The sequence below is a fragment of the Streptomyces ruber genome, from assembly GCF_014648075.1.
Taxonomy (GTDB): domain Bacteria; phylum Actinomycetota; class Actinomycetes; order Streptomycetales; family Streptomycetaceae; genus Streptomyces; species Streptomyces ruber.
Genome location: NZ_BMQK01000006.1, coordinates 67,665 through 80,480 on the forward strand (window position 1 = coordinate 67,665; position 12,816 = coordinate 80,480).

Sequence of the window (12,816 nt, forward strand, 5' to 3'; positions counted from 1 at the left end):
ATGCCGAGCGGCGCTCCGGAACCGGTCGTTGCCCGCGCGCGAGGAGGCTCACACTTGCACAGGTGACTCCGGGCCAACAAGGCGCTCGGGCAACATCCCCGCCATTGACAACATGTCAGGACGGGGACCGCGCCGGGCCCTTCCCGCCCGCTCCCCGCCCGCTCTCAGATCTGCCAGGACCGCAGCCGGCCGGCGGCCCCGTACACGTCCGTCCGCCCGGAGACCAGGTCGCGCACCAGGTCCACGAGGGCGCCGTGCGGCGGGTCGACGCCGGCCCCGCTCACGGCCATGTACGCCACGGCGGTCGCACAGGCGAAACGGGCGTTGGCGGCCGGCAGGGGCCGGAGCAGGGCGAGGGTGTGCAGCAGGGCGGCGGCGCGCCAGGCCGCGTCGGAGCCGGCGCCGGGCCGGGGCGGGTCGACGCGGTGCCGGGCCACGGCGGCGACGAGGGCGGAGAGGTCGTCGACCGCCGGCCGGCCGGGGAGGACCTCCTCGTGGCGCCGGAGCAGCCAGGGCACGTCGATGTGGATGACGGGCGGTGCCATCGGTCAGACGGGCCGTGCCCCGCCCCGGGCCCGTTCGTCCTCGGGGAAGGCGGCGGCGAACTCCTCCGCGTGTGCCGTGAAGAACTGCCGGAAGGTCTCCGCGCCCTCCTGCAGCGCGCGGTGCCGCACGATGTCCGCCGCGGCCGCCTCGCGCACGAGTGCCTTCATCGACGTCCCGCGCTCCCTGGCCATCTGCCGCAGGTCCTCGAGTTCGCGGTCGCTGAACTCCACATTCAGAGCTGGCATGACCCTCACCGTAGCGCGCGGGTACTGGTCAGTAAATGGCCGCAGTTCAGAGGGCATGCGCGGCGGTACCGGGCGGGACGGACCCGGTCGGCCGCGAGTGCTGCCCAGGGCCTCGCACCAGGTACCGCCCGCCCCTCCTCGGTCACTTCCCGGGTGCGCGGCACCGTGACGCACTAGGCTTGATTTCGCCCCTGTACCCCTTGTCCACGCGTTCGGCCCGGCGGAATGGACTGGCCAGCATGAGGAGTTCCGAAGTCGCATCGGTCGCAGCCGAAGCCGTCGCCGCAGTCGTCGACGGGGCGGCGCCGCCCTCCGACGGTGCCGCCACGGCGTGGGCGGTGACGGACGAGGACGGCACGGTCACCGACTGGAACGAGGGCGCGACGCGGCTGCTGGGCTGGGCGCGGGGTGACGTGGTGGGCCGGCCCGCCGCGCGTCTGCTCGCCCCCGGCCACGGCCTCCGGCCGCCGCCGCGGGCCGGTCTCAGCTGGAGCGGCACGGTCTCGCTGCGGCACCACGACGGCCGCGCCGTGTCCGTCTGGGTGCTCGCCCACCGCCGCCGCCCGAAGGACGGTGCCGAGGAGGGCGGCTGGCTGGTTCTGTGCCCGCTGCGCGACCCCGGTCCGCTGAAGCCCGACGAGCCGCTGATGGCGGTGGCCATGGCCCAGTCGCCGTGCGCCATGGCCGTGTTCGACGAGCGGCTGCGGCTGCGCGCCGTCAACACGGTGATGGCCGAGGCCGTGGGCATCCCCGAGGAGCGGCTGCGCGGGCTGCACATGAGCGAGATCGTGGGCGGCCGTCAGGGCGCGAAGCTGGAGGCGCACCTGCGCGAGGCGCTCACCACCGGCCGGCGCGAGGACGTGCAGACCTTCCTGCGGGCCGCCGACGAGGACACCGCGCACGCCTGGTCCGCGCGGATCGCACCGCTGACCGGCCCCGACGGGACGGTGCTCGGCGTCTGCGTGACCGGCCACGACATCACGGAGCAGTACCGGGCCCGGGAGCGGCTGCAGCTCGTCAACGAGGCGAGTGTCCGCATCGGCACCACCCTCGACGTGACGCGCACGGCGCGGGAGCTGGCCGAGGTGTGCGTGCCCGCGCTCGCCGACTTCGTCAGCGTCGACCTCCTGGAGCCGCCGGAGCACGGGGACGAGCCGCTGGCGGGCCCGCTGTCCGCCCCGTTCACCCTGCGCCGGGCCGCCCACCGGTCGGTCACCCCGGGCTGCCCCGAAGCCGTCGTCGAGCCGGGCGCGACCGACGTCTACCCCGCCTCCTCACCGCAGGCGTCCTCCCTCACCGCCGCGCGGACGGTGCTGGCGGTCGACCCGGCCGAGACGCTGGCGGACTGGCTCGCCGGAGACCCGGTGCGCAGCGCGCGGTTGCAGGAGTACGGCGTCCACGCCGCCATGTCGGTGCCGATACGGGCCCGCGGCACGACCCTCGGCGTCGCCGTCCTCAGCCGCTACGCGCGCCAGGACCCGTTCACGCCCGACGACGTGCTGCTGGCCGAGGAGGTCACCGCCCGGGCCGCCGTCTGCATCGACAACGCCCGCCGCTTCTCCCGCGAACGCGAGACCGCGCTCGCCCTCCAGCGCAGCCTGCTCCCCCGGACCCTGCCCCGCACGCCCGCGCTGGAGGCCGCCTGGCGCTACCTGCCCGCGGCCCGGGCCGGGGTGGGCGGCGACTGGTTCGACGTGATCCCGCTGTCCGGCACGCGGGTCGCCATGGTCGTCGGCGACGTCGTCGGGCACGGCGTGCAGGCCTCGGCGACCATGGGCCGCCTCAAGACGGCGGTGCGCACCCTCGCCGACGTGGACCTGGCGCCGGACGAGCTGCTGACCCACGTCGACGACCTCGTCGTACGGCTGTCCCGGGAGGCGGGTGCCGACGGGATCACCGGCGAGGTGGGAGCCACCTGCCTGTACGCGGTGTACGACCCGGTCACGCGGCGGTGCAGCTTCGCCCGGGCCGGGCATCCGCCGCCGGTCGTGCTCGCGCCGGACGGCCGGCCGCTCGACGTACGGGTGCCCGCGGGCCCGCCGCTGGGCGTGGGCGGGATGCCGTTCGAGTCGACCGAGCTGGAGCTCGCCGAGGGCACCGTGCTCGCCCTCTACACGGACGGGCTGATCGAGAGCCGCGACCGCGACATCGACGCCGGGCACGAGCTGCTCACCCGTACGCTCACCCGTCACCGGTCCGGCTCGCTGGACGGCATCTGCCAGGACGTGATCACGTCCATGCTCCCGGCGAACGGGGCCGCCGACGACGTGGCCCTGTTGCTGGCCCGCACCCACGCTCTGGACCCCGCGCGGGTGGCGACCTGGGCGGTGCCCGCCGATCCCGCGGCCGTCGCCCGCACCCGCGGCCAGGTGCTCGACCGCATGGCGCTCTGGGGGCTGAGGGAGGCGGCCTTCACGGCGGAGCTGGTGGTGAGCGAGCTGGTCACCAACGCGATCCGGCACGGCGCGCCGCCGATCCAGCTGCGCCTCGTCCACGACGACACGACCCTGATCTGCGAGGTGTCGGACAGCAGCGGCACGGCCCCGCACCTGCGGCGGGCGATGACGTTCGACGAGGGCGGCCGGGGCCTGCTGCTGGTGGCCCGGCTCACCCGGCGCTGGGGCAGCCGGCACACCGCGGACGGCAAGACGATCTGGGCGGAGCTGGCACTGGCGGAGGACTGAGCGAAGCCGGCTTCCGGCGGAGGACGGACGGATCGGCCGCGGCCTTCCGGGGACACCCGGGACCCGCCTGCGCGCTCTCCGCGCGCACCTGCTGAGATGACAGGGCCCCGTCACCACCTTCCGGAAGCACGAAAGCACCGAAGCCCCGCCGTGAACACCGCAACCGCCGAGACCCTCTCCGTCGTCCTGCTGATCGCCGTGCTCGGCTGTGCGGTGCTCCGGCCGCGCAGGCTGCCGGAGGCCGCCGTCGCGGTCCCGGCCGCCGCTCTGGTCGTCGCGACGGGCGCGCTGCCGCTGGAGCACGCCCGCGCCGAGGCGGAGCGCCTCGGCCCGGTGCTCGGCTTCCTCGCCGCCATCCTGGTGCTGGCGAAGCTCTGCGACGACGAGGGCCTCTTCCAGGCGTGCGGGGCGTGGACGGCCCGTGTCTCGGCGGGGCGGCCCGGGCGGCTGCTCGGCGCGACCTTCCTGCTCGCCTCCGGCATCACCGCGGTGCTGAGCCTGGACGCGACGGTCGTCCTGCTCACCCCGGTGGTGTTCGCGACGGTGGCCCGGCTCGGCGCCCGTCCCGCGCCGTACGTGTACGCCTGCGCCCACCTGTCCAACACGGCGTCGCTGCTGCTCCCGGTCTCCAACCTGACCAACCTGCTGGCGTTCGAGGCCGCCGGGCTGAGCTTCACCCGGTTCGCCGCGCTGATGGCGCTGCCGTGGGTGGTCGCCGTGGCGGCCGAGTACCTGGTGCTGCGCCGCTTCTTCGCCGCCGACCTGGCCGCCGGGTTCACCCCGTACGAGGAGACGGAGCGGCCGGCGGTGCCGGTGTTCGCGCTGGCCACGGTCGCGGGCACGCTCGCCGGGTTCGCCGTCACCTCCGCGCTGGGCCTCGAACCGGTGTGGGCGGCGCTGGCCGGTGCCCTCGTGCTGGGCGTCCGCGCGCTCGTCCGCCGCACCACCACTCCCCTCTCCCTGGCCCGGGCGGCCTCGCTGCCGTTCCTCGCGTTCGTGCTGGGTCTCGGCGTCGTGGTGCGGGCGGTCGTCGACAACGGGCTCTCCGACGCGCTCGGCCGGCTGGTGCCCGCCTCGGACGGGCTGCCCGCGCTGCTGGTCCTCGCCGTGGTCGCGGCGCTGCTCGCGAACGCCATCAACAACCTGCCCGCCGTGCTGGTCCTGGTGCCGCTGGCCGCCCCGGCGGGCGCGGGCGCGGTGCTCGCCGTCCTGCTGGGCGTCAACATCGGCCCGAACCTCACCTACGCGGGGTCCCTGGCCACACTGCTGTGGCGGCGCATCGTCCGGGAGCACCGGTACGAGGTGAGGCTGGGCGAGTTCACCCGCTTCGGCCTCCTCGCCGTGCCCGCCACACTGGTCCCGGCCGTGGTCGCCCTGTGGCTGTCCCTGAGCGTCATCGGCACCTGAGAGCCTGCCCCGCACACAGGTGACGGCCCGGCGTGGGAGCCCCGCGCGCACTGCCGGGCGGCTCATCCTCGTAACGCGCGTGGCCCGCACGGGGCCGGTCACGTCCGTGGAGGAGGCGAAGGTGCCGGTACGACTGACACTGCGGGGGACGTCCCTGGTCCTGGCGGCCGCCGCCCTCGGCTGGGCGGCCACGGTCCCGCCCGTCGCGGGCGCCGCGCCCCGGAGGGCGGAGCCCATCCCCTCGACCCTGTGCGTCCCCGCGGGCACCCTGCGCGGCGCGGGCGGGCAGCGGGCCGCCGTCGGCCTGTGCGCCGACCACGGCTCCCCCAGGCTGTCCCTGACCGCTCCGGCCGCCTGCGCCCGCGAGGGTTCCCGCACCCGGTACGCCTGTCTGACCTCGGGCACGTGGACGATGCGCCGCGACGGCCGCACCGTCCTTTCGGGCACGCTGCCCGGCGGCCGTGACTACCCCGGCCCCGGCACCTACGACGTCACCGCCGACCTGCGCGTCCGCTCGGTGCCCGAGGGCATCGACCTGAACGGCGAGGTGCGCGGCCGGCTCACCCTCACCGCCCCGAAGCCGGAGCCGACCCACCGCGTCGAGGTCGACCGGACCACGCTGCGCCCGAACGGCACCACGGTGCTGCGCTACACCGTCGCCCGGGACGCCGGGCGCGGCGACGACAGCGCGCGGTTCGGGCTGATCGGCGAGGAGGACTCCGGCATGGAACTGAGCACGTCCGACGAGCGCTGCGTGCATCCGCTGCCCGGGGCCGCACCCTCGCGCGCCCGGCACAGGTTCGCGCTCGACTGCGCCCTGACCGGCCTGCAGCCGGGCCGCCCCACGACGGTCACCGTCCGCGTGGAGCCCGGGGAGAGGTGCGGCACGATCGTCTCCAAGCTGGGCTACTGGATCCCCCGGGGTCAGGACCTCTACACGGGCGGCATGCTGGCCGGTCCCACGGTGGGCTGCGGCTGAGCCGCGACGGCGGGCGGGAGCAGGTCGAGGACCCGCTCCCACGCGAACTCGGCCCCGTCGCCGTACGGGTCGCCGAAGCGGACGCCCATCTCCCGCAGCCGGACGAGGCTCGCCCGGTACGCGGGGTGCGCCGCGAGCGCGTCGGCGACACAGGGCAGGACGGCGATCGGGACGCCGAGCCCGTACGCCTCGCACAGGGTGCCGAGGGCGAGGGTGTCGGCGATGCCGGCGGCCCACTTGTTGAGGGTGTTGAAGGTGGCGGGCGCGACGGCCACGGCGTCGGGCGCGGGGAAGGGCCGCGGGTCGCCCGGCCGCCGCCAGGCGGAGCGGATCGGGCGTCCGGTCCGGGCCTCGACGGCGGCGGTGTCGAAGAATTCCATGGCGAGCGGCGTCGCGATGACGCCGGTCTCCCAGCCGCGCTCCTGCGCCGCGGTGATCAGCTCGCCGACGTCCGCGGCGGCACCGGCGGCGCAGACGACGACGTAGAGGAAGGGCTTCCCGGGCTGCGGCTGCTCGGTCTGTACGGTCATCCGGGCACCCTACTGGTGCCCGGCCGAACCCACCGGTGCCCAAGGGGAGGGGTTGCCGCGTTCCCGGGAAGTGCGTTGGATGGCGCCGAGTCACGTACGCGAGAAGGAGACGATCTCCATGCCACTCGAAGGCGAGTACGAGCCGAGCCCCACGGACTGGGTGCGTGAACAGGTCGAGCTGTACGAGAGGTCAGGCGGCACCGAGGGAACGACGCTCCGGGACACGGGCCTGCCGGTCATCGTCCTGACGACCCGCGGGGCGAAGAGCGGCAAGATCCGCAAGACGCCGCTGATGCGCGTGGAGCACGACGGCCGGTACGCCGCCGTGGCCTCGCTGGGCGGCGCGCCCAAGCACCCGGTCTGGTACCACAACGTCCTGGCCGAACCGCACGTGGAACTGCAGGACGGCCCCGTCAAGCAGGACATGCGGGCCCGGGAGGTGACCGGGGACGAGAAGGCCGAGTGGTGGAAGCGCGCGGTCGCCGCGTTCCCGCCGTACGCCGAGTACCAGGAGAAGACCGACCGGGAGATCCCCGTCTTCGTCCTGGAGCCGATGGACGGTACGGCGGACGGGGACTGAGCGAGAATTTCTCTCCGGCCGGGGACGCATGAACCGTCGCCGGCCGGGCACCCGTTCGTCAGGCCCCGCCGCGCTCCCCCGTCGCGGCGGGGCTTTCGTCCGTTCCGGCACCGTCCCCGGCCCGTACGGTCCGGGGCCCTGCCGTTCGGGTGGGGGCGGGTCGTGCGGTCCGGACGGTCTGCGGTGTGCGGTTCGCTTCGCACCGACTGCCGGGACCGGCGACGATCACACCCGGGTGCGGGTCCCGTTCCCGCGGGGTACCCGCGCCGGTACGGACGGAAGGGAAGGTGCTCATGAGCACGGGCAGCACGGGCGGGGAGAAGACGGGGAACAGCTCACTGGGTCACAAGGAGTTCAGACGCTCCGGAAGCCACTTCGCGGACCGCGTCACCGCCGACGGCCGGGACGGGTGGCCGGTGGAGGGCGGCCGCTACCGGCTGGTCGTCAGCCGGGCCTGCCCGTGGGCGAGCCGGGCGGTGATCTCACGGCGGCTGCTCGGCCTCGAGCACGCGCTGTCCATGGCGGTCACCGATCCGGTCCAGGACGACCGGAGCTGGCGCTTCACCCTGGACCCGGACGGCCGCGACCCGGTCCTCGGCATCCGCTACCTCGCCGAGGCGTACGACGCCCGGGAGAGCGACTACCCCGGCGGGGTGAGCGTGCCCGCGATCGTGGACATCCCGAGCGGGAGGCTGGTCACCAACGACTACCAGCGGCTCACCCTCGACCTCGCCACCGAGTGGACCGCGCTGCACCGCGAGGGCGCGCCCGACCTGTACCCGGAGGCGCTGCGCGACGAGATCGACGAGGTGATGGCGGACGTCTACGAGGACGTCAACAACGGCGTGTACCGGGCGGGCTTCGCCCCGCGCCAGAAGGAGTACGAGGAGGCCTGCGCGGGGGTGTTCCGGCGGCTGGAGCTGCTGTCCGAGCGGCTCGCCGGGCAGCGCTACCTCGTCGGGGACACCATCACCGAGGCGGACATCCGCCTGTTCACCACGCTCGTGCGGTTCGACGCCGTCTACCACGGCCACTTCAAGTGCAACCTCCGCAAGCTGACGGAGGACCCGGTGCTGTGGGCCTACGCCCGCGACCTCTTCCAGACGCCCGGGTTCGGTGACACGGTCGACTTCGACCACATCAAACGGCACTACTACCAGGTGCACACGGGCATCAACCCGACCGGCGTCGTGCCGCTGGGCCCGGACCTGTCCGGCTGGCTCGCGCCGCACGGGCGGGAGGACCTCGGCGGCCGTCCGTTCGGCGACGGGACGCCGCCCGGCCCGGTCCGGCCGGCCGAGGCGGTGCCGCCGGCGGGGCGGCCCTGAGAGCCTGTGCACAGGCTCCGGGCACCCGTACGCGAGCACCCGTACGCACATGTCACACGGACGCGACCTCGGCCGATCATCCGCGCCGTCCTGGGGAACCCGTACGGCGCACGGGCTTTCGGCCCCGAAGCGAAAAGGAGTGACACAGGTGTCGAAGAAGAAGAAACTCCCCCTCGTGTACCAGCCCCTGGGCTTCGCGCTCGGCTGGGCGGGCGGTGCACTGGCGGGGGCGGCGTTCCGCACGACGTGGAAGGCCATCCGGCACGAGGACGACGCGCCGGACGCCCTGGACAGGGACCGCGGCTGGGGCGAGGTGCTGCTGGCCGCGGCCGTCCAGGGCGCCATCTTCGCGGTGGTCCGCAGCGCGGTGGACCGTGCGGGGGCGAAGGCCATCGAGCACTCGACGGGTGTGTGGCCCGCGTCGGAGAAGGGCGGCAGGGACTGACCGCCGGTGCCCCCGCGTCGCCGCGGACGGGGCGTCAGCCCTGTTTGGGCGACGCGGGAGGCACCACGTGCACGGTGAAGGAGTGGCCGGCCGGGTCGGAGAAGCCGCGCTCCTCGTACTCGTACGGGCCGACCGCCTCCTTCGCCTCGATCGGCCGCCCGCCGAGGGTCACGATCCTCCGCTCGGCGGCGTCGAGGTCGTCGACCCGGAAGTCCAGGTGGACCTGGAGGGAGTTCTCGGGGCGCGGCCAGCTCGGCGGGACGGCGTTCACGTCCCGGCGGAAGGCCATCCGGAAGCCGCCCGGCTCCTTGATCTCGACGCGGTTGGCGGTCACCTCCGTCTCCTCCCCGCCGAGCAGTTCCTTGTAGAAGGCGGCGAGTTTCTCGGGCTCGGCGCAGTCCAGCACCACGACGCCCGCCTTGATGAGGCCCATCGTTCCTCCGTCCGACCGGGGTTCTCGGGAACGCGGGCGGAGCTCCGCCGCGCGCATACGTCCCCGGGTACCCCGGGCGGGTGACGCGGAATCAGTCGGCCACCGGCCACTGCCGCCGCACCGGTCGCGCCATTCCGTCCAGAGGCCGTCACGCGCTCTGTCGGCGCCGGCGTACGCCCCGGCGCGGAGGCGGCACGCACCCACTCGGACGACTCGCCGCGCAAATCAGGGACATATGTCAACCGAACATGCTGCAATTCACCCTAACGAGGGTAACTTGCAGGACCAGGAACGGTTTTGCCGTCACGGGACCCCCGGTGTCGCGTCTAGGCTCGCAGCACGTCGTCACCCCGGCCCCCGGTGACCCGCACCCCGTACCCGAGGCCGGTTGGAGGCGAAGTCGTCGTGCACCACAATTCGGCACCGTCCGTCCGGCATCTGCGCGTCCGTGAGGAACGCGGCCACACCGTGCTGGAGTTCCACGGCGAGATCGACATACTCGCCGCCCTGGAGATCGTCTCGTGCCTGGACTCGGCCACCGGCGGGCCGGAGCCCCGGGTCGTGATCGACCTGCGGCCCGTCGACTTCTTCGACTGCTCCGGGCTGCGCTTGCTGTACCGGGCGAGACGCCGGGTCCTCGCCCAGGGCGGGCAACTGCACCTGGTGTGCACGGACGACCTCACCCTGCGCGTGCTGAAGGTGACCGGCCTGGCCCGTCTGCTGCCGCCCTCGGCGTCGCTGGACGAGGCCCTGAGCCGGCCCGAGGCCACCTCGGGCTCGTGGTGACCGGGCCGGACCGGCCCGGGGCCGCGGGCCGGCCCCGGGTCACCGACTCCGCCCCGTGCCCGGCGCCCCGCCGGGCTACTTCCGGATGCCGGTCACCTGGCCCGCGCCGACCGTCCGGCCGCCCTCGCGGATCGCGAACTGCTGCCCCTCCTCCATGGCGATCGGCTGGATGAGCTGCACGAACATGGTGGTGCTGTCGCCCGGCATGACCATCTCGGTGCCCTTCGGCAGCGTCACCACGCCCGTCACGTCGGTGGTGCGGAAGTAGAACTGCGGGCGGTAGTTGTTGAAGAAGGGCGTGTGCCGGCCGCCCTCGCCCTTGGACAGGATGTACGCCCGGGCCTCGAACTCCGTGTGCGGGGTGACGGAACCCGGCTCGATGACGACCTGCCCGCGCTCCACCTCCTCACGCTTGACGCCCCGCAGCAGCAGCCCCACGTTCTCGCCCGCCCGGCCCTCGTCCAGGAGCTTGCGGAACATCTCCACGCCGGTAACCGTCGTCCGCGTCTTCTCCTCGTGGATGCCGATGATGTCGACCTCGCTGTTGACCTTCAGCGTGCCGCGCTCGATCCGGCCGGTGACGACCGTGCCGCGGCCCGTGATGGTGAAGACGTCCTCGATCGGCATCAGGAACGGCTTGTCGACGTCGCGCTTCGGCTGCGGGACGAACTCGTCGATCGCGTCGAGGAGGCGCAGCACCGACTCGGTCCACTTCGGGTCGCCCTCCAGCGCCTTCAGTGCCGACACGCGTACCACGGGCACGTCCTCGCCCGGGAACCCGTACTCGGTGAGCAGCTCGCGCACCTCCAGTTCGACCAGTTCCAGGATCTCCTCGTCGTCGACCATGTCCGCCTTGTTCAGCGCGACGACGATGTACGGCACGCCGACCTGCCGGGCGAGCAGGACGTGCTCCTTGGTCTGCGGCATCGGCCCGTCGGTGGCCGCCACGACGAGGATCGCTCCGTCCATCTGCGCCGCGCCGGTGATCATGTTCTTGATGTAGTCGGCGTGTCCCGGGCAGTCGACGTGCGCGTAGTGCCGGTGCTCCGTCTGGTACTCGACGTGCGCGATGGAGATGGTGATGCCGCGCTGGCGCTCCTCCGGCGCCTTGTCGATCTGGTCGAACGGCGTGTAGGGGTTCAGGTCGGGGAACCTGTCGTGCAGCGCCTTCGTGATCGCCGCCGTCAGCGTCGTCTTGCCGTGGTCGATGTGACCGATGGTGCCGATGTTGACGTGCGGCTTGGTCCGCTCGAACTTCGCCTTCGTCACTGCGAGCCCTCCCCTGCGGCTGTCCCTTCCTGTCCGTCCCTTCCTGTCTATTCGCTCGGGGGCGCGTCGAACAGGGCACTGACGGACTCACCGTTGCGCCGGGCCGTTCGTGGGCATGAGGTGAGCAGAAAGGGGGGCCGTCGACATGACGACGTCCATCAAGGCCACGCGCCGCCTGCCCGACTGGGCGAAACTGCTCACCGTCGCCGTCCTGCTCCTGGTGGTCGTGCTCGCCGCGCTGCGGCTGCTCGTCTTCGGGGGCCTCAAGGGCGTGTTCGGCGAGGAGACGCACGACCGCTCGGGTCCCGCGCTGCTCAAGTCCATCCAGGACATCAGCCGTTACGAGGCGGCCTCCGGCAACTTCCAGGTGGTGGTGGACCTGGAGAAGGACACCAGGTTCCTGCCGGACGCCCTTCGCGGCACCCGCACCCTGTACGTGGGCGCGGGCACCGTCGACGCCTACGTCGACCTCGGCAGGATCGGCGAGGACGACGTGACGGTGAACGAGGACCGCACCTCGGCCACGCTCCGCCTGCCGCACGCGGCGCTCGGCGAGCCGGCCCTCGACCCCGACCGCTCCTACGCCGTCGCCAAGCAGCGCGGTCTGCTGGACCGCCTCGGCGACCTCTTCTCCGACAATCCCAACAGCGAGCGCGCCGTGCAGCAGCTGGCGGCCCGGCACATCGGCACCGCCGCCGAGGAGAGCGGCCTCACCGGCCGGGCCGAGGCGAACACCACCGACATGCTCCAGGGACTCCTCGGGTCGCTGGGCTTCGAGGAGGTGAAGGTGACGTACGGCGACTGAGGGCACCGTACGGCGGCCGGGAGCGCGTCGGCGGATTCCGGACGGCGTGCGGGCGGAACCCGGGCATCAGAGTCCCCCGCCGGGGTAACCGGCCCCACAACGAAGGAAGTTGAAACCGGGAGGGTTGCATGGTCCGTACAGCGTCGGCGTCGCGTTCTCGCGCTCCGGTTCCGGGTCGTCGGGCGGCTCCGGCGCCGCACGGCCGGCGGCCGCTCCCGCTCCTGTTGCGTCTGCTGATCATGCTGCTGGCGTTCGTCGCGATGGTCGCGTTCGCGGCGGCGCTCGCCCGGGTGACGCTCCAGCCGTCGCCGGCCTCGGTGTCGCTCGTCCACAGCAACCTGCAGCCCGGCCGTTCGCTGCAGGCCTACCTGGACGCGCCCTCGCTGCGCGACGCCGTCAAGCAGCTCGGCGGGAACGTCCTGCTGGGCGTCCCCTTCGGAGTGCTGCTGCCGGTGCTGGCACCGGGTACGCGGGGTGTCCTGCGGGTGACCGCGGCGACCGCTCTTGTCATGCTCATGGTAGAGCTGGTGCAGGGGGCGCTCGTGACCGGACGTGCCTTCGACATCGACGACGTCATCCTCAACACCGCGGGCGCCCTGCTGGGTTACCTCGTCCTCGGCCGGCGCCTCGGCCGGGCGGCCCATCCGCCCGCACCGCGGAAGGAGCCCGAGGTGCCCGAGGAGCCTGCCGAGCCGCGCGACCGGCCGGCCGGCACCGGCATACGGCGCCTGCGTCCCGGGCGCCGCGCGAAGGCCTGACCCCGCGCCCCCGGGGACGGC

14 protein-coding genes are annotated in these 12,816 nt (G+C 73.6%); 9 read left to right on the forward strand and 5 right to left on the reverse strand.

Translation table 11 applies throughout. The features are described 5' to 3' along the window. Window positions 1-164: 164 nt before the first annotated feature. Entirely contained in the window at window positions 165-545 is a 381-nt protein-coding gene (locus tag IEZ04_RS15845) for a toxin Doc (RefSeq protein ID WP_189217511.1), read from the reverse strand. A gap of 3 nt (window positions 546-548) precedes the next feature. Continuing rightward, a complete protein-coding gene (locus IEZ04_RS15850; protein ID WP_189217512.1) occupies window positions 549-791 on the reverse strand; it encodes a hypothetical protein in 243 nt (80 codons plus the stop codon). A 239-nt stretch (window positions 792-1,030) separates the two neighbouring features. Between IEZ04_RS15850 and IEZ04_RS15855 the strand changes: the two genes are divergently transcribed. The 3 genes from IEZ04_RS15855 to IEZ04_RS15865 all read left to right on the forward strand — a co-directional run bounded on the left by IEZ04_RS15855 (window position 1,031) and on the right by IEZ04_RS15865 (window position 5,861). After that, window positions 1,031-3,475 (forward strand): SpoIIE family protein phosphatase, encoded by a 2,445-nt coding sequence (locus tag IEZ04_RS15855; RefSeq protein WP_189217513.1) that lies wholly within the window; start codon window positions 1,031-1,033, stop codon window positions 3,473-3,475. A gap of 150 nt (window positions 3,476-3,625) precedes the next feature. Beyond that, entirely contained in the window at window positions 3,626-4,882 is a 1,257-nt protein-coding gene (locus tag IEZ04_RS15860; protein ID WP_189217514.1) for an SLC13 family permease, read from the forward strand. A 121-nt stretch (window positions 4,883-5,003) separates the two neighbouring features. After that, a complete protein-coding gene (locus tag IEZ04_RS15865; RefSeq protein WP_189217515.1) occupies window positions 5,004-5,861 on the forward strand; it encodes a hypothetical protein in 858 nt (285 codons plus the stop codon). On the opposite strand, the gene IEZ04_RS15870 is transcribed toward IEZ04_RS15865, so the two are convergent. Further along, window positions 5,816-6,391 (reverse strand): flavoprotein, encoded by a 576-nt coding sequence (locus tag IEZ04_RS15870; protein ID WP_189217516.1) that lies wholly within the window; start codon window positions 6,389-6,391, stop codon window positions 5,816-5,818. The two genes, IEZ04_RS15865 and IEZ04_RS15870, sit on opposite strands and share 46 nt — an antisense overlap. Before the next feature lie 118 nt (window positions 6,392-6,509). Between IEZ04_RS15870 and IEZ04_RS15875 the strand changes: the two genes are divergently transcribed. The 3 genes from IEZ04_RS15875 to IEZ04_RS15885 all read left to right on the forward strand — a co-directional run bounded on the left by IEZ04_RS15875 (window position 6,510) and on the right by IEZ04_RS15885 (window position 8,744). Then, window positions 6,510-6,971, forward strand: coding sequence for a nitroreductase family deazaflavin-dependent oxidoreductase (locus tag IEZ04_RS15875; RefSeq protein ID WP_189217517.1), 462 nt, complete (start codon window positions 6,510-6,512; stop codon window positions 6,969-6,971). Window positions 6,972-7,264: 293 nt separating this feature from the next. Then, a complete protein-coding gene (locus IEZ04_RS15880; protein WP_189217518.1) occupies window positions 7,265-8,299 on the forward strand; it encodes a glutathione S-transferase family protein in 1,035 nt (344 codons plus the stop codon). 148 nt (window positions 8,300-8,447) lie between these two features. After that, a complete protein-coding gene (locus tag IEZ04_RS15885; protein WP_189217519.1) occupies window positions 8,448-8,744 on the forward strand; it encodes a DUF4235 domain-containing protein in 297 nt (98 codons plus the stop codon). A gap of 34 nt (window positions 8,745-8,778) precedes the next feature. On the opposite strand, the gene IEZ04_RS15890 is transcribed toward IEZ04_RS15885, so the two are convergent. Next, window positions 8,779-9,177 carry a VOC family protein gene (locus IEZ04_RS15890; protein WP_189217520.1) on the reverse strand — a complete coding sequence of 133 codons (399 nt, stop codon included), beginning with the start codon at window positions 9,175-9,177 and terminating at the stop codon, window positions 8,779-8,781. A 405-nt stretch (window positions 9,178-9,582) separates the two neighbouring features. Here IEZ04_RS15890 and IEZ04_RS15895 point away from each other — a divergent pair, with 405 nt between their 5' ends. Then, complete coding sequence (locus IEZ04_RS15895) at window positions 9,583-9,963, forward strand: anti-sigma factor antagonist (RefSeq protein WP_189217521.1); 381 nt, start codon at window positions 9,583-9,585, stop codon at window positions 9,961-9,963. 75 nt (window positions 9,964-10,038) lie between these two features. On the opposite strand, the gene tuf is transcribed toward IEZ04_RS15895, so the two are convergent. Continuing rightward, window positions 10,039-11,232 carry an elongation factor Tu gene (tuf, locus tag IEZ04_RS15900; protein WP_189217522.1) on the reverse strand — a complete coding sequence of 398 codons (1,194 nt, stop codon included), beginning with the start codon at window positions 11,230-11,232 and terminating at the stop codon, window positions 10,039-10,041. Window positions 11,233-11,377: 145 nt separating this feature from the next. Between tuf and IEZ04_RS15905 the strand changes: the two genes are divergently transcribed. Then, window positions 11,378-12,037, forward strand: a complete 660-nt coding sequence (locus IEZ04_RS15905; protein ID WP_189217523.1) for a DUF4230 domain-containing protein — start codon at window positions 11,378-11,380, stop codon at window positions 12,035-12,037. 224 nt (window positions 12,038-12,261) lie between these two features. Then, a complete protein-coding gene (locus IEZ04_RS15910; protein ID WP_373296321.1) occupies window positions 12,262-12,795 on the forward strand; it encodes a VanZ family protein in 534 nt (177 codons plus the stop codon). The last annotated feature ends 21 nt before the right edge of the window (window positions 12,796-12,816 follow it).

What these genes read in the sequence shown, in the direction of transcription:
- IEZ04_RS15845 (WP_189217511.1), bottom strand. Translation starts at nt 545, where the DNA reads ATGGCACCGCCCGTCATCCACATCGACGTGCCCTGGCTGCTCCGGCGC.
- IEZ04_RS15850 (WP_189217512.1), bottom strand. Translation starts at nt 791, where the DNA reads ATGCCAGCTCTGAATGTGGAGTTCAGCGACCGCGAACTCGAGGACCTG.
- IEZ04_RS15855 (WP_189217513.1), top strand. Translation starts at nt 1,031, where the DNA reads ATGAGGAGTTCCGAAGTCGCATCGGTCGCAGCCGAAGCCGTCGCCGCA.
- IEZ04_RS15870 (WP_189217516.1), bottom strand. Translation starts at nt 6,391, where the DNA reads ATGACCGTACAGACCGAGCAGCCGCAGCCCGGGAAGCCCTTCCTCTAC.
- IEZ04_RS15875 (WP_189217517.1), top strand. Translation starts at nt 6,510, where the DNA reads ATGCCACTCGAAGGCGAGTACGAGCCGAGCCCCACGGACTGGGTGCGT.
- IEZ04_RS15880 (WP_189217518.1), top strand. Translation starts at nt 7,265, where the DNA reads ATGAGCACGGGCAGCACGGGCGGGGAGAAGACGGGGAACAGCTCACTG.
- IEZ04_RS15890 (WP_189217520.1), bottom strand. Translation starts at nt 9,177, where the DNA reads ATGGGCCTCATCAAGGCGGGCGTCGTGGTGCTGGACTGCGCCGAGCCC.
- IEZ04_RS15905 (WP_189217523.1), top strand. Translation starts at nt 11,378, where the DNA reads ATGACGACGTCCATCAAGGCCACGCGCCGCCTGCCCGACTGGGCGAAA.